Annotated in this window: 19 protein-coding genes; 7 read left to right on the forward strand and 12 right to left on the reverse strand. The window is 72.0% G+C overall.

The window, feature by feature from the left end; genetic code table 11:
- Positions 1-2 precede the first annotated feature (2 nt).
- Positions 3-491, forward strand: coding sequence for a YajQ family cyclic di-GMP-binding protein (locus ACFV9T_RS16420; protein WP_385440632.1), 489 nt, complete (start codon positions 3-5; stop codon positions 489-491).
- Between the two features lie 130 nt (positions 492-621).
- Positions 622-1,764 (forward strand): multiprotein-bridging factor 1 family protein, encoded by a 1,143-nt coding sequence (locus ACFV9T_RS16425; protein ID WP_385440635.1) that lies wholly within the window; start codon positions 622-624, stop codon positions 1,762-1,764.
- A gap of 30 nt (positions 1,765-1,794) precedes the next feature.
- Here ACFV9T_RS16425 and ACFV9T_RS16430 read toward each other — a convergent pair whose 3' ends face one another.
- The 12 genes from ACFV9T_RS16430 to ACFV9T_RS16485 all read right to left on the reverse strand — a co-directional run bounded on the left by ACFV9T_RS16430 (position 1,795) and on the right by ACFV9T_RS16485 (position 13,602).
- A complete protein-coding gene (locus ACFV9T_RS16430) occupies positions 1,795-2,187 on the reverse strand; it encodes a YccF domain-containing protein (protein WP_385440638.1) in 393 nt (130 codons plus the stop codon).
- Entirely contained in the window at positions 2,184-3,047 is an 864-nt protein-coding gene (gene htpX / locus ACFV9T_RS16435; RefSeq protein ID WP_385440640.1) for a zinc metalloprotease HtpX, read from the reverse strand. Before htpX ends, ACFV9T_RS16430 begins: the two co-directional genes overlap by 4 nt.
- 135 nt (positions 3,048-3,182) lie before the next feature.
- The gene (locus ACFV9T_RS16440) at positions 3,183-4,733 is read right to left on the reverse strand and encodes an NADH-quinone oxidoreductase subunit N (RefSeq protein ID WP_385440642.1); all 1,551 of its coding nucleotides are present in this window, start codon (positions 4,731-4,733) and stop codon (positions 3,183-3,185) included.
- Positions 4,733-6,319 (reverse strand): NuoM family protein, encoded by a 1,587-nt coding sequence (locus ACFV9T_RS16445; protein ID WP_385440645.1) that lies wholly within the window; start codon positions 6,317-6,319, stop codon positions 4,733-4,735. The genes ACFV9T_RS16440 and ACFV9T_RS16445 overlap by 1 nt, the downstream gene beginning before the upstream one ends.
- A gap of 3 nt (positions 6,320-6,322) precedes the next feature.
- Positions 6,323-8,341, reverse strand: a complete 2,019-nt coding sequence (locus ACFV9T_RS16450) for an NADH-quinone oxidoreductase subunit L (protein ID WP_385440647.1) — start codon at positions 8,339-8,341, stop codon at positions 6,323-6,325.
- Positions 8,338-8,751 carry an NADH-quinone oxidoreductase subunit NuoK gene (gene nuoK, locus ACFV9T_RS16455; RefSeq protein ID WP_385440649.1) on the reverse strand — a complete coding sequence of 138 codons (414 nt, stop codon included), beginning with the start codon at positions 8,749-8,751 and terminating at the stop codon, positions 8,338-8,340. Before nuoK ends, ACFV9T_RS16450 begins: the two co-directional genes overlap by 4 nt.
- Positions 8,751-9,314 carry an NADH-quinone oxidoreductase subunit J gene (locus tag ACFV9T_RS16460; protein ID WP_385440652.1) on the reverse strand — a complete coding sequence of 188 codons (564 nt, stop codon included), beginning with the start codon at positions 9,312-9,314 and terminating at the stop codon, positions 8,751-8,753. Before ACFV9T_RS16460 ends, nuoK begins: the two co-directional genes overlap by 1 nt.
- Positions 9,311-9,922: a NuoI/complex I 23 kDa subunit family protein gene (locus ACFV9T_RS16465; RefSeq protein ID WP_385440654.1), complete on the reverse strand. Its 612-nt coding sequence runs from the start codon at positions 9,920-9,922 to the stop codon at positions 9,311-9,313. The genes ACFV9T_RS16460 and ACFV9T_RS16465 overlap by 4 nt, the downstream gene beginning before the upstream one ends.
- Positions 9,922-10,884: an NADH-quinone oxidoreductase subunit H gene (locus tag ACFV9T_RS16470; RefSeq protein WP_385440656.1), complete on the reverse strand. Its 963-nt coding sequence runs from the start codon at positions 10,882-10,884 to the stop codon at positions 9,922-9,924. The genes ACFV9T_RS16465 and ACFV9T_RS16470 overlap by 1 nt, the downstream gene beginning before the upstream one ends.
- Positions 10,881-12,587 carry an NADH-quinone oxidoreductase subunit C gene (locus ACFV9T_RS16475; RefSeq protein ID WP_385440657.1) on the reverse strand — a complete coding sequence of 569 codons (1,707 nt, stop codon included), beginning with the start codon at positions 12,585-12,587 and terminating at the stop codon, positions 10,881-10,883. Before ACFV9T_RS16475 ends, ACFV9T_RS16470 begins: the two co-directional genes overlap by 4 nt.
- Positions 12,584-13,195, reverse strand: coding sequence for an NADH-quinone oxidoreductase subunit B (locus ACFV9T_RS16480; RefSeq protein WP_385440659.1), 612 nt, complete (start codon positions 13,193-13,195; stop codon positions 12,584-12,586). The genes ACFV9T_RS16475 and ACFV9T_RS16480 overlap by 4 nt, the downstream gene beginning before the upstream one ends.
- Positions 13,186-13,602, reverse strand: coding sequence for an NADH-quinone oxidoreductase subunit A (locus ACFV9T_RS16485; RefSeq protein ID WP_385440661.1), 417 nt, complete (start codon positions 13,600-13,602; stop codon positions 13,186-13,188). Before ACFV9T_RS16485 ends, ACFV9T_RS16480 begins: the two co-directional genes overlap by 10 nt.
- A 216-nt stretch (positions 13,603-13,818) precedes the next feature.
- Here ACFV9T_RS16485 and ACFV9T_RS16490 point away from each other — a divergent pair, with 216 nt between their 5' ends.
- From ACFV9T_RS16490 to ACFV9T_RS16510, 5 genes are all read left to right on the forward strand, one after another.
- On the forward strand, positions 13,819-15,066 hold the full coding sequence (locus ACFV9T_RS16490) for a sensor histidine kinase (protein ID WP_385440662.1): 1,248 nt from the start codon (positions 13,819-13,821) through the stop codon (positions 15,064-15,066).
- A gap of 153 nt (positions 15,067-15,219) precedes the next feature.
- A complete protein-coding gene (locus ACFV9T_RS16495) occupies positions 15,220-16,566 on the forward strand; it encodes a sensor histidine kinase (RefSeq protein WP_385440664.1) in 1,347 nt (448 codons plus the stop codon).
- Positions 16,567-16,707: 141 nt separating this feature from the next.
- Positions 16,708-17,367 carry a LuxR C-terminal-related transcriptional regulator gene (locus ACFV9T_RS16500; protein ID WP_385440877.1) on the forward strand — a complete coding sequence of 220 codons (660 nt, stop codon included), beginning with the start codon at positions 16,708-16,710 and terminating at the stop codon, positions 17,365-17,367.
- Between the two features lie 267 nt (positions 17,368-17,634).
- Positions 17,635-19,587 (forward strand): 2-oxoacid:acceptor oxidoreductase subunit alpha, encoded by a 1,953-nt coding sequence (locus tag ACFV9T_RS16505; RefSeq protein ID WP_385440667.1) that lies wholly within the window; start codon positions 17,635-17,637, stop codon positions 19,585-19,587.
- A complete protein-coding gene (locus ACFV9T_RS16510; RefSeq protein ID WP_385440669.1) occupies positions 19,580-20,674 on the forward strand; it encodes a 2-oxoacid:ferredoxin oxidoreductase subunit beta in 1,095 nt (364 codons plus the stop codon). Before ACFV9T_RS16505 ends, ACFV9T_RS16510 begins: the two co-directional genes overlap by 8 nt.
- Positions 20,675-20,787: the final 113 nt, after the last annotated feature.

A 20,787-nucleotide genomic window follows, 5' to 3' on the forward strand; every position in this document is an offset into this window, starting at 1 on the left:
AGATGGCCGACTCCAGTTTCGACATCGTCTCGAAGGTCGAGCGGCAGGAGGTCGACAACGCGCTCAACCAGGCGAGCCGCGAGATCTCCCAGCGCTACGACTTCAAGAACGTCGGGGCCTCGATCGACTGGTCGGGCGAGCGGATCGAGATGCGCGCGAACTCCGAGGAGCGAGTGAAGGCGATCCTCGACGTCTTCCAGTCCAAGCTGGTCAAGCGCGGGATCTCGCTCAAGGCGCTGGACACGGGTGAGCCGCAGGCCTCCGGCAAGGAGTACAAGATCTTCGCCTCCCTGCAGGAAGGCATCTCGCAGGACAACGCGAAGAAGGTCGCCAAGATCATCCGCGACGAGGGCCCGAAGGGCATCAAGGCGCAGGTGCAGGGCGAGGAGCTGCGGGTCACCTCGAAGAGCCGCGACGACCTCCAGTCCGTGATCGCCCTGCTGAAGGGGAAGGACCTGGACTTCGCGATCCAGTTCGTCAACTACCGGTAGGCGACCGCGCCGCGTTCACGTCACGCCGGGGCCGCGGGCCCCGGCGTCCGTGTGTGTGGGCGGGCAGCTGCGGGAGTTGCCGGGCGTTGACTACGCTGAGGAGTCAACGGTCCACGCAAGGGGTTCCGGCATGGACGATTTCGGGTCGCGCGTACGTACTCTGCTCACCGAGCGCGGCATATCGCTGCGGGCGACGGCCCGTGCGCTCACCTACGACCCCGCCTACCTCTCGCGCGTGATCAACGGCAGGCAGCGGCCCTCGGAGGCGCTGGTGACGGCGCTGGACGGTCTCCTGGAGGCGGACGGTGCGCTGGTCGCGCTCGCGGCGCCCGCCGAGCGCCCAGCGGCGCCGGGTGCCGGACAGGGCAGCGGCATCGACGGAGACATCGCGCACATGCGGGCGTCCGTCGCCCAGCTGCTGGAGCACGACAGCCGGTACGGCGGTACGACGGTGGCGCCCGCGGCCGTACAGGTCTGGCGGGCGGAGCAGCGGAAGCTGGAACGCGGAGAGGTTCCCGACCGGGCGCGGCGCGGCTATCAGTCGGCTGTCGCCGAACTCGCCGAGATCGCGGGCTGGCTGCTGTTCGACGCCGGGCAATGGGACGCCTCCCGGACGGCGTTCCTGGAGTCCCATGTGCTGGCCCGGCTGTCCGGGGAGCGTCCCATGGAGTGGTTCGCCCTGGACATGCTCGCGATGCAGGACGTCCACCACGGGCGGCCCGGGGAGGCGTTGAGCATCGCGGACGAGCTGCTGACGAGGCCGCGCATCCCGCCGCGCGTGGCGCTGATGGCGCGCGTACGGCGCGGCAGGGCGCTCGCCCACCTGGGGGACCACCGGCGGGCGCTGGACGAGCTGGCGGGCGCCAAGGCGCGGCTGGACGAGTCGATCAGCCCCCGGGATCCGGCCTGGGCGTGGTGGGTGAACGAGGGCGAGATCACCGGCCACCAAGGGGAGGTCCTGCTCGCTCTCGGCGAGGCCAAGGCCGCGGTACCCAGGTTGCAGCGCGCGCTCGATCTGGCCCGGGAGGCCTATCCGGACGGCCGGGGGACGCTCTTCTACAGCATCGCGCTGCTGTCGGCGTACACGGCCGCCCACGCCTGGCGTGAGTGCGAGCCGGTGCTGCTCTCGATCAACGCCCTGCTGGAGACGGTCACCTCGGCGCGCAGCCGCCACCGGCTGAGCGGCACGCTGCGCGAGTTGACCCACGGGCCCGGCACGCCCCCGTGGCTCTCGGACCTCGCGCGGCAGACGGCGACGGCGACAGCGGCCTGAACGAGATCCGAGATCCGGGCCGGAACCGGGTCAGCGGCCGATGAAGGGCTGGTCCGTGGGGACGATGTCGTGGCCGAGGGGGGTCAGGGATATCGGGATCAGCTTGAAGTTGGCGATGCCCAGCGGGATGCCGATGATCGTCACGCACAGCAGGACGCCGGTGATGATGTGGCCGAGGGCGAGCCACCAGCCCGCGAGGACGAGCCACAGGACGTTGCCCACGCAGGAGGCGGCGCCCGCGTCGCGGCGGGGGACGGCCATGCGGCCGAAGGGCCACAGGGCGTAGCCCGCGATGCGGAACGAGGCGATCCCGAAGGGGATGCCGATGATGGTGACGCACAGCAGCAGACCGGCCAGGACATAGGCGCAGGCCATCCAGAAGCCGCTGAATACGAGCCAGATGATGTTCAGAATGGTTTTCACGGTTGCTCCCCCGCCATCTTTTCGAGTCGTGCGATGCGCTCCCGCATGGGCGGGTGGGTGGAGAAGAGCCTGGCCATGCCGATCCCGCCCCCGAACGGGTTTGCGATCATCATATGGCTGGCGGTCTCCAGCCGGGGTTCCGGGGGCAGCGGGAGCTGCCGGGTGCCCTGTTCCAGCTTACGGAGGGCGCTGGCGAGCGCCAGGGGGTCGCCGGTGAGCTGGGCGCCGGACGCGTCCGCCTCGTACTCACGGGAGCGGCTGACCGCGAGCTGGATGATGGCGGCCGCGAGCGGGCCGAGGATCATGATCAGCAGCATCCCGAGGAAGCCGGGGCCCTCGTCGTCGTCGGACCGGCCGATGGGGATCAGCCAGGCGAAGTTGACCAGGAATACCACCACGCTGGCGAGCGCGCCCGCGATGGAGGAGATGAGGATGTCGCGGTTGTAGACATGGCTCAGCTCATGCCCGATGACCCCGCGCAGCTCACGCTCGTCGAGCAGCCGCAGGATGCCGTCCGTGCAGCAGACCGCCGCCTTGCGCGGGTTGCGGCCGGTCGCGAAGGCGTTGGGCGCCTCGGTCGGGGAGATGTACAGCCGCGGCATGGGCTGACGGGCGGCGGTCGACAGCTCGCGCACCATCCGGTAGAGCCCCGGCGCCTCGAACTCGCTGACGGGACGCGCCCGCATGGCCCGCAGGGCGAGCTTGTCGCTGTTCCAGAAGGCGTACGCGTTCGTCCCGAGGGCGACGAAGACCGCGATGACCAGCCCCATCCGGCCGAAGAAGCCGCCGATGAGGATGATGAGCGCCGACAGTCCCCCGAGGAGTACGGCGGTCTTCAGCCCGTTGTGCCGGCGATGCACGGTACGCCCTCCCAATGTGCCGCAGGGGAACCCCTTGACTGGTGTCTCCACCTTTCAGTGGGACCCTCCTGAACTGGTCAACGCCAGGTGAGGGTCACTAGTTCCCTTGTGCACCCGTGTGCACCTCGGGCGCGGCTAGAGCAGCGCGCCGGAGGCGAAGCGCAGGACGAGCTGGGGGGCGCCGGAGAGGGCTATGCCGAGGACGGCGGCCAGGGCGATGGCAGCCGTCAGGGGGGCGGTGGCGGCCACGGGGGTGACGGATGCCACGCCCGTGGTGTCCGGTGCGGGCTCCGGGGCGCGGAAGAGGGTCGCCGTCCACTGGAGGTAGTAGTAGAGGGCGATCACCACGTTGAGCGCCATCACGACGGCCAGCCAGCCGAGCCCCGCGTCGACGGCCGTCTGGAAGACGGTCACCTTGGCGAAGAGCCCGATGATGCCCGGCGGCAGCCCGGCCAGGCACAGCAGGAAGAAGCCGAGCGCGAGGGCGGCGGCCGGGCGGGTGGCGTACAGGCCCCGGTAGTCGGTGATACGGCCGCTGGCGTGCGTACGGGCGACCAGGGCGACGACCGCGAAGGCGCCGAGGTTCACGGCCGCGTACATGAGGGCGTACGCGACGGTCGAGCCGATGGCGTGGGCCGCGTCCCGGTCGGAGCCCGCGTATCCGGCGGCCGCGATCGGGACCAGCAGATAGCCAGCCTGGCCGACGGAGGACCAGGCCAGCACGCGTACGGCGCTGTGCGCGCGCTCGGGGCGCTGGCGCAGCGCGGCGACGTTGCCCGCGGTCATGGTGAGGGCGGCGAGGACGGCGATGGCCGGGCCCCATACGTCGTCGTAGGCCGGGAAGGCGAGGACGGTCACCAGGATGAGGCCGGAGAAGCCGACCGCCTTGCCGACGACGGAGAGATAGGCGGCCACCGGGATCGGCGCGCCGACGTAGGTGTCGGGGACCCAGAAGTGGAAGGGCACGGCGGCGGTCTTGAAGGCGAAGCCGACCAGGGTGAGGACGACGCCCGCCTGGGCGAGCGTGTCGAGGCGCGGGTCGACGTGGGCGAGGCCGTCGGCGATCCGGGACAGGTGCATGCTGCCGGTGGCGGCGTAGACGAAGCTGACGCCGAGCAGCATGACGGCGGTCGCGGTGACCGAGGAGAGGAAGAACTTCAGCGCGGCCTCGGAGGAGAGCCGGCTCTCCCGGCGCATTCCGACGAGCGCGAAGGCGGGCAGGGAGGCCACCTCCAGGGCGACGACGAGGGTCGCCAGGTCCCGGGAGGCGGGCAGCAGGGCCGCGCCCGCGGCGGAGGACAGCAGCAGGAACCAGAACTCGCCCGCGGGGAGCCGCAGGTCCTTGACGCCGCTGATGGAAAGCAGCGCGGTGAGCAGCGCCCCGCCGAGCACCAGCAGCTGGATGACGAGGGCGAACGTGTCGGCCGTGTAGCTGCACGCCCCGTCGCCGGAGGTGAGGCAGAAGGTGGAGCGGTCGCCGTTCAGCAGGGGCAGCAGGCTGAGCCCGGCCAGGGCCAGCCCAGCCGTCGCCAGCCAGCCCAGGAGAGGCTTGCGCTGCTCGGGCAGGAAGAGGTCGGCGACGAGGACGACGAGACCGGCCACGGCGGCGATGGTGGGCGGCGCGACGGCGAGCCAGTCGACGGACTGGACGAGCCCCGCGGCGAGATCAGAGGCGATCGGTGTCATCAGTTGCCTCCCGCGAGGAGCTGCTGCACGGCCGGGTCGGTGAGGCCGAGGAGGGCCGCGGGCCACAGTCCGGCGAGGACGGTGAGGGCCACCAGGGGGCTCCAGGCGGCGAATTCGTAGCCCTGGACGTCGGCCAGGGCGGGCCGGGCGGCGCCGTGCTCGGCGCCGGGTTCCACGGGGTGGTCGCCCATGCAGACGCGCCGTACGACGATGAGCATGTAGGCGGCGGTCAGCAGGGTGCCGAAGCCCGCGAGCGCCATATAGGTGAGGTAGGCGGGGCGGCTGAGCCCGTCGGCGGGTTCGAAGGCGCCGAACATGGCGAGCATCTCGCCCCAGAACCCGGCGAGTCCGGGCAGCCCCAGGGAGGCGACGGCGCCGAAGGCGAGCAGCCCGCCGAGCCGGGGCGCCCGGCCGTAGAGGGCGGCGCCGCTGACGCCCGAGAGCTGGTCCAGGTCGGTGGTGCCGGAGCGGTCCTTGAGGGCGCCGACCAGGAAGAAGAGCAGGCCGGTGATGAGGCCGTGGGCGATGTTGGCGAACAGCGCGCCGTTCACCCCGGTGGGGGTGAGGGTGGCGATGCCGAGCAGTACGAAGCCCATGTGGCCGACGGAGGAGTAGGCGATGAGCCGCTTGAGGTCGCCGCCCGCGCCGCTGCGCGCCAGGGCGAGGCAGGCGAGGGATCCGTAGATGATGCCGACGACGGCGAACGCCGCGAGGTAGGGCGCGAAGGTGTGGGCGCCCTCGGGGACGATCGGCAGCACGATGCGGACCAGTCCGTACGTGCCCATCTTGAGGAGGACGCCCGCGAGGAGGACCGAGCCGACGGTGGGGGCGGCGGTGTGGGCGTCCGGCAGCCAGCTGTGCAGCGGCCACATCGGGGCCTTGACGGCGAGTCCGACGATGAGGGCAAGGGCCGCGATGAGCTGGGTGGTGTGGGTCAGCTTGGCGCCACTGTCAGTGGCGAGTGCCACCATGTCGAAGGTGCCGCCCTTGACCCCGATGAGGAGGAGGCCGAGCAGCATGACGACGGAGCCGAGCAGCGTGTAGAGGATGAACCGCCAGGCGGCGCGCTCCCGTTCGGCGCCTCCCCACTGGTTGATGAGGAAGTACATCGGGATGAGCGTCATCTCGAACGCCAGGAAGAACAGCATCAGGTCGAGGACCGCGAAGCTGGCCAGGGTGCCGCACTCCAGGAGGAGCAGCAGCGAGACGAAACCCTTGGCGGAGCCGCCGGCGGGCATCTTCTTGTACGAGTAGAGCGCGCAGAGGAACGACAGCAGCGCGGTCAGGACCAGGAGGGGCAGCGAGACGCCGTCCACGCCGAGGTGGACGCGGATGTCCAGCGCCGGAATCCAGCTGATGTCGGTCTGGGCCTGCATCGTGGCCGGGCGGCCGTGGTCGAAGCCCGCGGCGAGCGCGACGGCGGCGATGAGCACGGCGCCGGTGACGGTGACGCCGTGCCGCAGCACGGCCTGGCCCGGGTCGCGGCCCCGCAGGCCGGGCGGGGCCGGGAGCAGGGCGGCGACGGAGCCCAGCAGGGGGAGCACGACGACGGCCGCGAGGAGGTATTGCAGGACGGTGTGGTTCACGGGTCAGGCTCCCGCTGCGACGAGGACGGCGGCCACGGCCAGGACGAGGGAGCCCGCGAGCAGCGCGCCGAGGTAGGTCTGCACATTGCCGGTCTGGGCGCGGCGGACGGCCGCGCCGAGCAGGCGGGGGGCACCGGCCGCGCCGCGTACGTACGTCTCGACGACCTCGCGGTCGAGGAAGCGGACGAGGGCGGCGGCGGCGCGCACGGGGCGGACGAACAGGGCGCTGTAGACGGCGTCGAGGTGGAAGCCCGCTGCCGCGTGGCGGTGGAGGGGGCCGAGGAGGAGACGGCCGGGGTCGGCGGGGTCGGTGGCCCCGGCGATGGAGCCGTAGGCGGCCTCGTGGGTGGCGATGGCCTCGACCTCGGAGACGGCGTCGGCGGCGTCCGGGTGGGCGGCCACGGCGCCGATCGGTACGCGGGCGGCCCGCGCCGAGGTGTGCCGCCACGCGGCGTACATGACGAGCACGCCGATGAGGGCGGCGCCGGTGCCGAGGACGGAGGTGGTGAGGGTCGGGGTGAGGGTCTCACCGTCGAACCAGTCGGGGAGGGTGCCGTAGGACAGGCCGAGGGCGACGGTGGGGATGAAGAGCACCCACAGGACGACGTTCAGGGCGGCGGGCTGCCGGCCGTGGTCGGGGGCCTGTTCGCCCTTGCCGCGGAAGGCCAGCAGCCACATCCGTCCGGCGTACGCGGCGGTGAGGAGCGCGGTGAGCACCCCGGCCACCAGCACGGTCCAGCCGACGCCCGTGGGCACGGCGGCGGTGTGGCCGGTGGCGGCGTGCTCGGCGGCGCCGAGGACGGCTTCCTTGGAGAAGAAGCCCGCGAACGGCGGGATGGCTGCGAGCGCGAGCAGCGCGACCGTGGTCGTCCAGTAGGCGTCGGGGATGCGCTTCGCGAGGCCGCTCATCCGGGACATGGCGGCGAGGGAGTTCGTCCCCGCCGCGTGGATGATCACGCCCGCGCCGAGGAAGAGCAGCGCCTTGAACGCGCCGTGGGCGATGAGGTGGAAGACGGCCGCGCCGCGGTCGTCGACGGCCAGCGCGCCGGTCATGTAGCCGAGCTGGCCGACGGTCGAGTAGGCGAGGACGCGTTTGATGTCGTCCTGGGCGAGCGCGGCGAGCGCCGAGCCGACCATGGTGATGGCCGCCATGACGGCGAGGACGGCGAGGGCCGCGGCCGAGGACGCGAAGACGGGCAGCAGCCGGGCGATGAAGTAGACACCGGCGGCGACCATGGTGGCGGCGTGGATCAGCGCGGACACCGGGGTGGGACCGGCCATCGCGTCCGGCAGCCAGGTGTGCAGCGGGAACTGGGCCGACTTGCCCGCGACCCCGGCCAGCAGCAGCAGCGCGATCAGGGTGGGGTGGTCCAGCGGGATGCCGGAGGTGGTGGCGGTGAGCCGGGCGTAGATCTCGCTGATGCGGAACGTGCCGGTGTCCCCGGCGAGCGCGAAGATGCCGATCAGGAACGGGACGTCGCCGAGCTTGGTGACGAGGAACGCCTTGAGGGAGGCGGACCGGGCGGCCGCGGTCTCCCAGTAGTGGCCGACCAGGAAGTACGAGCAGATGCCCATGATCTCCCAGCCGACGAGCAGCACGATCAGGTCGTCGGAGTAGACGACGAGGAGCATCGCGGCGGTGAAGAGGGAGACGAGCGCGGCGTACGAGGCGTAGCGGGGGTCGTCCCGCAGATAGCCGGTCGAGTAGATCTGCACACAGGACGCGACGACGGCGACGAGGACCGCGACCAGGGCGGCGAACCCGTCGATGTGGAACGCGAGGTCGATCGGGACCGAGCCGGTGTCGGCGAGCCGGGTCGCGATGGTCAGCGGCGCCTTCCCGGCGCCCTGGCCGCCGCCCTGGCGTACGGCGACGAGCACGGCGATCGCGGCCGCGGCGAGGACGGGCAGGATGGCGAGGGGGCGTACGAAGCCGGGGGCGCGGCGGCCCAGCAGCAGTCCCGCGGCGGCGCCGAGGAAGGGCAGGAGCGGGACGAGAACGGCGGCGGTCGTGGTCGTCACGCGGTCTGCCTCCGGGCGGGAGTTCCCTGGTCAGGGCCGTTGTCAGGAGCGGCTGCCATGCTGTCGTCGCTCTCGTCCGTGGGGACCACCTGGCCGCCCGGCGGGGGGTCGGCCAGGTCCCGGAGCCGGTCGACGTCGGAGGTGCCCCGGTTGCGGTACACGAGCAGGACGATGGCGAGCCCGATGCCGATCTCGGCGGCGGCGATGGCGATGGTGAACAGGGTGAGCGCCTGGCCCGCGTGCAGGGTGTCGCGGAGCCAGACGTCGAAGGCGACGAGGTTGAGGTTGACGGCGTTGAGCATCAGCTCGACCGACATCAGCACCAGGATCGCGTTGCGGCGGGCCAGGACGCCGTACAGGCCGGTGCAGAAGAGGAGGACGGCGAGCACGGCGGGGTAGGCGAGGTGCATCAGCGCTTCTCCTCAACCTTCTTGCGGGACAGCACGATCGCGCCGACGAGCGCGGCGAGGAGCAGCACGGACAGCGCCTCGAAGGGCAGCACCCAGTGCCGGAAGAGGCTCTCGCCGGAGACCGCGGTGGAGCCCTGTACGCCCTTGTCCAGGTCGATCCAGGTGGCCCGGAAGGCGTCCACGACCACCCACACCAGCGCGGCCGCGGCGGCGATGGCCACCGCGAGGGCGGCCGGGCGGTTGCCCGAATCGGCGTCCGGGGAGCGGCCGATGGGGGCCCTGGTCAGCATCAGCCCGAAGAGGAGGAGTACGACGACGGAGCCGACGTAGATCAGCACCTGCACCCAGGCGATGAACTCCGCGGTGAGCAGGAGGTATTCGACGGCGATGCCGCCGAGCGCCACCACCAGCCACAGGGCGGCGTGCACCAGCTGTTTGGTGGTGACGGAGACGATGGCCGCGCCGAGCGTCGCGATGCCCACGAGGAGGAAGGCGATCTCGACGCCGGTGGGCGACAGGAACCCGTGGCCGGTGGCGGCCGCGAGGTGGACCGCGGTGCTCACGAGGCGGCCCCGTTCGTCCCGTCGGCCCCGTTCGCGTCGGCCGCCTTGGCCTCTTCCGCTGCCTTCGCCTCTTCCGCTGCCTTCGCTTCGGCCGCGGCCTGCTTCTCCGCTGCCTTGCGGGCGGCGCCGATCTCCTTCGGCTCCTCGGCGGCCGGGTCGAGCGCGGGCGGCGCGGGCACCGTCCACATCCATTCGCGGAGCTTGTCCCGCTCATGGGTGAGGTCGCGGATGTCCTCCTCCGCGTACTCGAACTCCGGCGACCAGAACAGCGCGTCGAAAGGACACACCTCGATGCAGATACCGCAGTACATGCACAGGGCGAAGTCGATGGCGAAGCGATCCAGCACATTGCGGCTGCGCTCGCGTCCGCCGGGTGCCGCCGGGGGCACCGTCTCCTTGTGGGAGTCGATGTAGATGCACCAGTCCGGGCACTCGCGCGCGCACAGCATGCAGACCGTGCAGTTCTCCTCGAACAGCCCGATCACCCCGCGGGTGCGCGGCGGCAGTTCGGGCTGGACCTCCGGATACTGCGCGGTGTGCGACTTGCGGGTCATCGTGCGCAGGGTGACGGCCAGGCCCTTGGCCAGGCCGGAACCGGGAATACCCATCAGGAGATCACCACCTTGACGACGCCGGTGAGGGCGATCTGGGCGAGGGAGAGCGGAATGAGGCAGGTCCAGGCGAACTTCTGCAGCTGGTCCTCGCGCAGCCGCGGATAGCTCACCCGCAGCCAGATCACGACGAAGGCGAGGACGGCCGTCTTGAGCAGCGTCCACAGCCAGCCCACGTCGCCCGAGAACGGACCGTGCCAGCCGCCGAGGAAGAGGACGGTGGTCAGCCCGCAGAGGATGACAATGCCCGCGTACTCGGCGAGCAGGAAGAGCGCGAAGCGGAGCCCGGTGTACTCGGTGTACGCACCGAAGATGATCTCGGAGTCGGCCACCGGGGCGTCGAACGGCGGGCGTTGCAGCTCGGCCAGCCCGGCGGTGAAGAACACCAGCCCGCCGACGATCTGCCACGGCACCCACCACCACTCGAACGCGTCGAGGATGCCCGGCAGCGACACCGTGCCCGCGGCCATCGCCACGGACGCGGCGGCGAGCAGCATCGGCAGCTCGTACGCCATGAGCTGGGCGGCGGTGCGCAGGCCCCCGAGCAGGGAGAACTTATTGGCCGATGCCCAGCCCGCCATCAGCGAGCCCAGCACGCCGACGCCCATCACGGCGAGCGCGAAGAAGATGCCCGCGTCGATGGTCTCCCCGACCGCCCCGCTCGGGCCGATCGGGATCGCGACCAGGACCAGCAGATACGGCAGCAGGGCGACGGCGGGCGCGAGCTGGAAGATCCGCCGGTCGGCCCCGGCCGGAACGACGTCCTCCTTCTGCGCGAACTTCACGCCGTCCGCGACCAGCTGGGCCCACCCGTGGAACCCACCCGCGTACATCGGCCCGAGGCGGCCCTGCATATGGGCCATGACCTTGTGCTCGGTCTGACCGACGAGCAGCGGGAGAACCAGGAACGCGACGAGGAGGGCGAGCAGTCGCAGCGCGACGTCGAGGACGTCGTTCACGCGGTGCCTCCTGGTGGGCCGTCGGGGTGGGTCGTCGTCTCGTGGTCGCCGGGTTTCGCGGCGCCGGGTTTGTCGGTGCCGGGTTGCGCCGCTTCGGGGTCGCCGGTGCCGGGTTGCGCGTCGTCCGGTTGCTCCGGGGCGCCGGGTTTCGCGGCATCCTGCTCCGGGGTGCCCTGCTTCGCGGCACCGGGCCGCACCTCGTCCGCTCCCGGCTCACGGCCGGACTCGGCCGTGTCGTCCCGCGCCGGGCGCGGGTTGTGCCAGGGGGCGTCGGACGACCGGGTCCGCCGCGCCGGGCGGGCGGAGGGACGGCCTGCGGCCGTACCCTCGCCTGTTCCGCCAGTGCCGCGGGCGGGGCGCTCCGGCTCCGCGCTCGGCGCGGCATCCGCCGTCGTCTCGGCAGCAGCTCGCTGGCTCGCCGAGTCCTCGCCCGCGCTGCGGCTCGGCTTCTCGGCCGGGGTCGGGCCCGACGTGCCGGGCGTCGTCGGCTCAGCGGCCGTCCGCTCCGGCGCCGGGGTCTGCTCCGATGCCGTCGATGCGCTCCGCGCCGGGCGCTCCGCCGCTGGGTCGGCCGTCGTCGGGGCCGCCTCGGACGGCTCGCTCTGCGTGCCCTTGCCCGCGTCGGCCTGCTCACTCGCCGAGCCCTCCGCCGCGCTGCGGGTATGGCGATCCGGGCGCTCGGGCGGCGTGGTGCCGGACTGCGCATCGCCGGACGTGGCCTCGGCGCGCTCCGGCGCCGGGGGCTGCTCCGATGGCGTCGGCTCGGCGGCCGACGCGCTGCGCGTGCGCCGCGCCGGGGCGTCCGTCGCCGGGGCCGCCTCGGGCTGCGGGCTCGCCGAGCCCTCGCCCGCGCCGCGTGCACGCCTCGTGGGGTGCTCGGGGGCCGGGGCGTCCGGGGTCGGCGCGGTGTCGGCCGCGGACTGCTGGCTCGCCGAGCCCTCGCTCGCGGTGCGGGTGCGGCGGGTGGGGCGCTCTGCTGCTGGGGTGTCGCCGGGGGCCGGGCGGCGGCGGGCGGGGCGGTCGCCTGCCGCTCGGGCGCCGCGGGCCGGGCGGGCGGGGGCCGGGGGGAGCTGGCCCTTGAGGGGGCCCCATTCGTTGGGGTCGGGCACGCCCGGCGGGAGCATCTGGCGGCGCTTGGGGCCGCCGTGATCGGACTCGCCCGGCTCCTTCGCGCCCGGCCAGGCCTTGGCGACCCGGGCTGCCAGCACGAAGTCCTTGCGCAGCGGGTGGCCCTCGAAGTTGTCGGGCAGCAGCAGCGGCGCGAGGTCGGGGTGGCCGCTGAAGCCGATCCCGAACATCTCGTGGGTCTCGCGCTCATGCCAGGCCGCGCCCGCGTAGACGCCCACGGCGGTGGGCAGCGTGGCCGCGTCGTGCGGCACGGTGGTGCGGACCAGGAGGCGGCGTATGGCGGCCCCCGGGGCGAGGGCGGCGAGGGCGACGACGTGGGCGGCCACCCGGAAGCCCTGGCCGGGCTCGTCCACCGCGCTCAGCCAGTCGAAGTAGGTGCAGCCGAGGGTGGAGCGGGCGGTCTCCAGCGCCGTGATCCAGGCCTCGGCGGGCACGTCGACGGTGAGCAGGCCGTAGGCCTCCTCGGCCGTCGCGCCCTCGCCGAACAGTTCGGGGGCGGGGGTGGGGAGCCAGCCCACCACAGCGTCAGGCTCCGCAGGCTCAGTCGGCTGCGTCGGCTCCGTCGGCTCCGTCATCGCGCGTCCTCCCCGGCGTCCGGGGGCGTGACCAGGCCGCTGCGCAGCGCGGCCGTGGACGGGCGGCGGCCGCCTTCCGTCGCGTACCGCTCCCCCAGCGACTCGCGGGCGATCTTCTCCTGGAGCTTGAGGATCCCCTGGAGCAGCGCCTCGGGCCGGGGCGGGCAGCCGGGGACGTAGACGTCGACCGGGATGATCTGGTCGACGCCCTTGGTCACGGCGTACGAGTCCCAGTACGGGCCGCCGCAGTTCGAGCAGGCGCCGAAGGAGATCACGTACTTCGGCTCCGGCATCTGCTCGTAGAGCCGCTTGACCGCGGGCGCCATCTTGTCCGTCACGGTGCCGGAGACGACCATCAGGTCGGCCTGGCGCGGCCCGGGCGCGAACGGGATCACGCCGAGCCGCATGAAGTCGTGGCGGGCCATCGAGGCGGCGATGAACTCGATGGCGCAGCAGGCCAGCCCGAAGTTGAACACCCACAGGCTGTAGCGGCGGCCCCAGTTCAGGACCACCTTCATCGGTTCAGGCGCCAGCCGGGCGAGCGGGCCGAGGCGGCGCGGCTCCGGGAGATCCACGGGAGCCTGCGCGGGGGTCGGTGTCACGTCCATTCCAGGACGCCCTTCTTCCATGCGTACAGCAGACCTACGGCGAGAAACCCGAGGAAGATGAACATCTCCACCAGGGTCGCGGCGCCGAAACCGGGCGCGGCGAAGACCGTCGCCCACGGGAACAGGAAGATCGAATCCACCGCGAAAATCACGTACAAGAAAGCGTAGACGTAGTAGCGGACCTGGGTGTGTGCCCAGCTCTCGCCCACGGGATCCACGCCGCACTCGTACGTGAGCAGCTTCTCCGGCGTCGGCACCACCGGCCGCAGCAGCCGCCCTGCCCCGAAGGCCACGGCGACGAAGATCACCCCGACCGCCGCGACCAGACCCACCAGCGTATAGGCGTGGAAATAGTCGGCCGCGAGCGGGACGCTACTGGCCGCACGTACGGTCGTCGCCTCCGGCACGTCCGCCCCTCGCTCCCTGTCCTGCCTGCTGCTCGCCGACGTCGTGTGTTCGACGATCCGTACGCACGGGAGTCTAGGCCCTACCGGCGGTGGGGTGATCCGCCCGTCCGGCATGCGGAGCCCGCGGTGGACAGCGGGTGGGTGGGGATAGCCCTACTCACGCCCGGCGACGCGCCCCATGGCGCCGCCCGCCGCAGGGCGGCAGTCTTGGCTGCCATGACCTCCAGTTCCCCCGGTGCGAGCGGCGGCGAGCGACTGCCGCGCCCGCCCGCCTTCGCCTATCCCGCGCAGACGTGGAAGGAGATCACGCATCTCCTGATCAATCTGCCGATGGGCATCTTCGGTTTCGTCTACGGGCTGACCTGGCTGGCCGTGGGCGTGGGCATGGCGGTCACGATCGCCGGTCTGCCCGTGCTGGCCGTGGGCCTGCTGGGGAGCCGGGGGTTCGCCCGGTTCGAGCGGTCCCGCGCCCGGGCGCTGCTGGCGGTCCGGGTGGACGAGCCCAGCCGGATGCCGGGCCGGGGGGACGACGGCTTCTTCGGCTGGGTGTGGCGGAGCCTGCGGGACCCGGTGGGCTGGCGGTCCACGCTGTACGCGGCCATCCGGCTGCCCTGGGGCGTCCTCACCTTCACCGTGGCGCTGATCTCGCTGTTCATCGCCTGGCCGGTGCTGCCGTGGATCGCCCGGGCGCTGACCAATGTCGACCGGCTGATGGTGCGGGGGCTGCTGTCGCCGTCGGATGAGCTGGAGCGGCGTATCGCGGAGCTGGAGTCGGACCGGGGCACGGTGGTCGACACCGCCGCCGCCGATCTGCGCCGTATCGAACGCGACCTCCACGACGGAGCGCAAGCCCGCCTCGTCACCCTCGCCATGGGCCTCGGCCTCGCCAAGGAAAAACTCGACGAAGACCCCGAAGCGGCCGCCCGCATGGTCGACGAAGCCCACGGCGAGATCAAACTCGCCCTCCAGGAACTCCGCGACCTCGCCCGCGGCATCCACCCCGCCATCCTCACCGACCGAGGACTCGGCCCCGCCCTCTCCGCACTCGCCGCCCGCTGCACCGTCCCCGTCACCGTCACCGTCGACCTCCCCCAGCGACCCGCACCCGCCATCGAAGGCATCGCCTACTTCACCGTCTCCGAACTCCTCCAGAACATCAGCAAACACAGCGCCGCCCGCACCGCCTCGGTGACCCTGGCCCGGTCGGGCAGCCGGTTGCTGATCCGGGTGCGGGACGACGGCCGCGGCGGCGCGGGCACCTCAGTCGCGGGCACGGCGGGCGGCGGTACCGGGCTGGCCGGGCTGACCGAGCGCATCGAGGCGGTCGACGGCCGGTTCGAGGTGGAGTCCCCGCCCGGCGGCCCGACCTCGGTGGACGCCGAGCTGCCGTGGCGCGACCGCGACGGCACGAGCCACACCGGCGGAGTCCCCCGCCGCACGGCGGCGGCCCGCCGCACCCCGTAAGCCGCTCGGGGGGTGGGGCTAACCCCCGGGTGAAGACGCCGACCCGCTTCATGGCCCGGCCCGCCGGTGCCGGGGAATCTGGAGTACGACGACAGCGGCCGAGCCGGGCACCAGCTCCGGCTTCGGCTTCGGCTCGGGAGGACGGACGACGAGATGGCCACCGCATACGGACCGTACGAGCCGTACGAGCCGGGCAGCGAACCCCGGCGCGGCCTGGTGCCACCGGTACTGCGCGCGCCGTTCGAGGGCCGCGTCTGGCGCGAGTTCCTCTATCTGGTGATCAGCCTGCCGATGGCGGTCCTGACCTTCTCGTACGCGGCCATCATGCTCTCCCTCGGCGCCGGGCTCCTGATCACCTTCCTCGGCGTCCCGGTGCTGGGCGCCGCCCTGGCGGGCTGCCGGGGGATCGGGGTCGTGGAGCGGGCCCGCGCCCGCGCGCTGCTGGGGCTCAGGATCGCCGAGCCGGAGCCGGTGCGCCCGGCGAGCGGCAAGCGGGGGCCGGTGTCGTGGGTGGGCGCGCTGCTCAAGAGCGGCACCTCGTGGCGGCATGTCCTGTACGCGCTGCTGCACCTGCCGTGGGCGATCTTCGCCTTCACCGTCGCGATGGTGTTCACCTGCTACGGCTGGGGTTTCGCGACGTATCCGCTGTGGCGGTGGGTCTTCCCCGCGTACATCGATCAGCCCGGTATCGAGCTGTTCGGGGACGACAGCAGAGGGCGCCACTTCTACCTCGACACCCCGTTCGAGGTCACCGCGTCCTGTGTCCTCGGGGTGCTGGTCCTGCTGGCGACCCCGTGGGCGATGCGGGCGCTGACCGCCATCGACCGGCTGCTGGTCCTCGGGCTGCTGGGGCCGTCCCGGCTGGCGACCCGGGTGTGGGAGCTGGAGTCGGACCGGGGCACGGTGGTCGACACCGCCGCCGCCGATCTGCGCCGTATCGAACGCGACCTCCACGACGGAGCGCAAGCCCGCCTCGTCACCCTCGCCATGGGCCTCGGCCTCGCCAAGGAAAAACTCGACGAAGACCCCGAAGCGGCCGCCCGCATGGTCGACGAAGCCCACGGCGAGATCAAACTCGCCCTCCAGGAACTCCGCGACCTCGCCCGCGGCATCCACCCCGCCATCCTCACCGACCGAGGACTCGGCCCCGCCCTCTCCGCACTCGCCGCCCGCTGCACCGTCCCCGTCACCGTCACCGTCGACCTCCCCCAGCGACCCGCACCCGCCATCGAAGGCATCGCCTACTTCACCGTCTCCGAACTCCTCCAGAACATCAGCAAACACAGCGCCGCCCGCACGGCCGACGTCGACGTGTGGCGCACCGAGAACCGGGTGATGCTGCGGGTCGGCGACGACGGGCGCGGCGGGGCGGGCACCTCGGGCGGGGGCAGCGGGCTGTCCGGGCTGGCCGAGCGCGTCGAGGCGGTCGACGGGGCGCTGGTCGTCCACTCCCCGCCCGGCGGCCCGACGACGGTGACGGTCGAGCTGCCCTGGCGCTGAGACGGGCGCTGAGACGGCGGACCCGTCGAGCGGACCGGTCGAGGTGCGCGACGGATCCGTCCGAATCCTGGAATGCTGGCCCCGACAACGCGGAACAACGCGGACACGACTGGGGCCGGGGGCATCGTGGTGGAGGACAGAGTGCGGGTGGTCATCGCCGAGGATTCGGTGCTGCTGCGGGAGGGCCTGACCCGGCTGCTGACCGACCGGGGCCATGACGTCGTCGCGGGGGTGGGGGACGCGGAGACGCTGATCAAGGCGATCCGCGAGCTGGCCGACGAGGGCGCGCTGCCGGATGTGGTGGTCGCCGACGTACGGATGCCGCCCACCCACACCGACGAGGGGGTGCGGGCCGCGATCCGGCTGCGCCACGACCACCCGGGGATCGGGGTGCTGGTGCTCTCGCAGTACGTGGAGGAGCAGTACGCGACCGAGCTGCTGGCCGGGAACAGCCGCGGCATCGGCTATCTGCTCAAGGACCGGGTGGCCGACGTGCGCGAGTTCGTGGACGCGGTGGTCCGGGTGGCCCGGGGCGGTACGGCGCTGGACCCGGAGGTCGTCGCCCAGCTGCTGGGCCGCAGCCGCAAGCAGGACGTGCTGGCCGGGCTCACCCCACGGGAGCGGGAGGTCCTGGTCCTGATGGCCGAGGGCCGGACGAACGGGGCGATCGCCCGGCAGCTGGTGGTGAGCGACGGCGCGGTCGAGAAGCACGTCAGCAACATCTTCCTGAAGCTGGGCCTGTCGCCGAGTGACGGGGATCACCGTCGCGTGCTCGCGGTGCTCACCTACCTCAACTCCTGACGGCGGTGGCCGACCGGCGGCCCGGCGGAGGTCGTAGGCCCCCCGGCGGGGCCAAAGCGGGACCAAAGGCCGAGTGAGGGGATCACCAGACATCACACCCCGGAGCCCGGGAAAGTCATGCCACACCATGACATAACGGACACGTGATGTGCGATTTCCTGGGTGATCCACCCAGGGAAGGCGAACCTTACCGACGTACGATGGCCGTGGGACAACCGGTCGGCACCGAACGGTCCAGGTGCGCCGCCTCGAGGGAGGTCCGAAGCAGTGACCAGCCAGGTCAGCAGCCCGGCCGAGCAGGCCGAACCAGCCGATCAGCAGGGCGAGCGGGGGCTCGCAGGGGAACGGGGAACACCGGACGGCGGCAAGGAGGTCCGCCGTCTGGATCGCGTCATCATCCGATTCGCCGGTGACTCGGGTGACGGTATGCAGCTCACCGGAGACCGGTTCACCTCGGAGACGGCGTCGTTCGGGAACGACCTGTCGACCCTGCCGAACTTCCCGGCGGAGATCCGTGCCCCCGCCGGCACCCTGCCCGGAGTGTCGAGCTTCCAGCTCCACTTCGCCGATCACGACATCCTCACCCCCGGCGACGCGCCGGACGTCCTGGTGGCGATGAACCCGGCCGCGCTCAAGGCCAATCTGGGCGACGTCCCGCGCGGCGCCGACATCATCGTCAACACCGACGAGTTCACCAAGCGGCCCATGGCGAAGGTCGGCTACGAGCGCAGCCCGCTCGAAGACGGCTCGCTGGACGCGTACCAGGTCCACCCGGTGCCGCTGACGACGCTGACCATCGAGGCCCTGAAGGAGTTCGGGCTGTCCCGGAAGGAGGCGGAGCGCAGCAAGAACATGTTCGCGCTCGGCCTGCTGTCGTGGATGTACCACCGGCCCACCGAGAACACCGAGAAGTTCCTGCGCCAGAAGTTCGCCAAGAAGCCGCAGATCGCCGAGGCGAACGTGGCGGCCTTCCGGGCCGGGTGGAACTTCGGCGAGACCACCGAGGACTTCGCGGTCTCCTACGAGGTGGCGCCCGCCTCCACCGCCTTCCCCTCGGGTACGTACCGGAACATCTCCGGCAACCTGGCGCTGTCGTACGGCCTGATCGCCGCGTCCCGGCAGGCGGACCTGCCGCTGTTCCTGGGCTCGTACCCGATCACCCCGGCCTCCGACATCCTGCACGAGCTGAGCAAGCACAAGAACTTCGGCGTGCGCACCTTCCAGGCCGAGGACGAGATCGCGGGCATCGGCGCGGCGCTGGGCGCCGCGTTCGGCGGGGCGCTCGCGGTGACCACCACATCCGGTCCCGGGGTGGCGCTGAAGTCGGAGACCATCGGGCTCGCGGTCAGCCTGGAGCTGCCGCTGCTGGTGATCGACATCCAGCGCGGCGGGCCGTCCACCGGGCTGCCGACCAAGACCGAGCAGGCGGATCTGCTGCAGGCGATGTACGGGCGCAACGGCGAGGCGCCGGTGCCGATCGTGGCGCCGAAGACCCCGGCCGACTGCTTCGACGCCACGCTGGACGCGGCGCGGATCGCGCTCACCTACCGCACCCCGGTCTTCGTGCTCTCCGACGGCTATCTGGCCAACGGGTCGGAGCCGTGGCGGGTGCCGGAGGTCGACGACCTGCCGGACCTGCGGGTCCAGTTCGCGACCGGCCCCAACCACACCACCGAGGACGGCACCGAGGTCTTCTGGCCGTACAAGCGCGACCCGCTGACCCTGGCGCGCCCGTGGGCGGTGCCCGGCACCCCGGGGCTCGAACACCGCATCGGCGGCATCGAGAAGCAGGACGGCTCCGGCAACATCTCCTACGACCCGGCCAACCACGACCACATGGTCCGCGTCCGGCAGGCCAAGGTCGACGGCGTCGAGGTCGGGGAGCTGACGGTGGACGACCCCACCGGCGACGCCCGCACCCTGGTGCTGGGCTGGGGCTCGACGTACGGGCCGATCACCGCCGCCGTGCGGCGCGTACGGCGGGCGGGCGACCGGATCGCCCAGGCCCATCTGCGCCACCTCAACCCCTTCCCGGCCAACCTGGGCGCGGTGCTGGCCGCTTACGACAAGGTCGTCGTGCCCGAGATGAACCTCGGCCAGCTCGCCACCCTCATCCGCGCCAAGTACCTCGTCGACACCCGTTCCTTCACCCAGGTGCGGGGACTGCCGTTCAAGGCCGAGCAGCTGGCGACGGCCCTCAAGGAGGCCATCGATGACTGAGATCCTCTCGCAGCCGCCCACCACGCCGCCCCTCGCGCTGTCCGAGGCGCTGTCCCTGGTGCCCAAGGCCGAGGGCAAGCAGTCCATGAAGGACTTCAAGTCCGACCAGGAGGTGCGCTGGTGCCCCGGCTGCGGTGACTACGCGATCCTCGCCGCCGTGCAGGGCTTCATGCCCGAGCTGGGGCTGGCGAAGGAGAACATCGTCTTCGTCTCCGGCATCGGCTGCTCCTCCCGCTTCCCGTACTACATGAACACCTACGGGATGCACTCGATCCACGGCCGCGCCCCGGCGATCGCCACCGGCCTCGCGGCCGCCCGGCGCGACCTGTCGGTGTGGGTGGTCACCGGTGACGGCGACGCGCTGTCCATCGGCGGCAACCACCTCATCCACGCGCTGCGCCGCAATGTGAACCTGAAGATCCTGCTCTTCAACAACCGGATCTACGGCCTCACCAAGGGCCAGTACAGCCCGACCTCCGAGGTCGGCAAGATCACCAAGTCCACGCCGATGGGGTCCCTGGACGCGCCGTTCAACCCCCTCTCGCTGGCGATCGGCGCCGAGGCGGGCTTCGTCGCCCGCACCGTGGACTCCGACCGCAAGCACCTCACCCAGGTGCTGCGCGAGGCCGCCGCCCACCCGGGCACCGCGCTGGTGGAGATCTACCAGAACTGCAACATCTTCAACGACGGCGCCTTCGACGCGCTCAAGGACAAGGAGCAGGCGGAGGAAGCCGTGATCCGGCTGGAGCACGGCCGCCCGATCCGCTTCGGCGCGGACAACGCCAAGGGCGTCGTACGGAACCAGGCCACCGGTGACCTGGAGGTCGTCGCGGTCACCCCGGAGAACGAGGGCAGCGTCCTGGTCCACGACGCCCACGCGGCCTCCCCCACCACCGCGTTCGCCCTGTCCCGGCTGGCCCACCCGGACACGCTGCACCACACCCCCATCGGGGTGCTGCGCGACGTCCAGCGCCCGGTCTACGACGACCAGATGACGACCCAGCTCGACGCCGCCGTCGAGCGCGAGGGCAAGGGCGACCTCGGCGCGCTGCTCGCGGGGAACGACACCTGGACCGTCGTCGGCTGAGCCGTCCGTCTGCCTGTACGCGGCCAGGCCGGGGTTGATCCCCGGCCTGGCCGTTTCGTATGCCCGCAGGGATACTTTCAAAAAGTTAGCGCTGCGTCTAAGGTGGTGAGCGA

The sequence above is a fragment of the Streptomyces sp. NPDC059850 genome (assembly GCF_042731515.1).
In the GTDB taxonomy this organism is placed as follows: Bacteria; Actinomycetota; Actinomycetes; order Streptomycetales; family Streptomycetaceae; genus Streptomyces.

Excerpts from the sequence above, each read along its gene's own strand:
- ACFV9T_RS16420 (WP_385440632.1), top strand. The coding sequence starts at position 3 with ATGGCCGACTCCAGTTTCGACATCGTCTCGAAGGTCGAGCGGCAGGAG.
- ACFV9T_RS16425 (WP_385440635.1), top strand. The coding sequence starts at position 622 with ATGGACGATTTCGGGTCGCGCGTACGTACTCTGCTCACCGAGCGCGGC.
- ACFV9T_RS16440 (WP_385440642.1), bottom strand. The coding sequence starts at position 4,733 with ATGACACCGATCGCCTCTGATCTCGCCGCGGGGCTCGTCCAGTCCGTC.
- nuoK (WP_385440649.1), bottom strand. The coding sequence starts at position 8,751 with ATGCACCTCGCCTACCCCGCCGTGCTCGCCGTCCTCCTCTTCTGCACC.
- ACFV9T_RS16465 (WP_385440654.1), bottom strand. The coding sequence starts at position 9,922 with ATGGGTATTCCCGGTTCCGGCCTGGCCAAGGGCCTGGCCGTCACCCTG.
- ACFV9T_RS16475 (WP_385440657.1), bottom strand. The coding sequence starts at position 12,587 with ATGACGGAGCCGACGGAGCCGACGCAGCCGACTGAGCCTGCGGAGCCT.
- ACFV9T_RS16480 (WP_385440659.1), bottom strand. The coding sequence starts at position 13,195 with ATGGACGTGACACCGACCCCCGCGCAGGCTCCCGTGGATCTCCCGGAG.
- ACFV9T_RS16490 (WP_385440662.1), top strand. The coding sequence starts at position 13,819 with ATGACCTCCAGTTCCCCCGGTGCGAGCGGCGGCGAGCGACTGCCGCGC.
- ACFV9T_RS16495 (WP_385440664.1), top strand. The coding sequence starts at position 15,220 with ATGGCCACCGCATACGGACCGTACGAGCCGTACGAGCCGGGCAGCGAA.
- ACFV9T_RS16510 (WP_385440669.1), top strand. The coding sequence starts at position 19,580 with ATGACTGAGATCCTCTCGCAGCCGCCCACCACGCCGCCCCTCGCGCTG.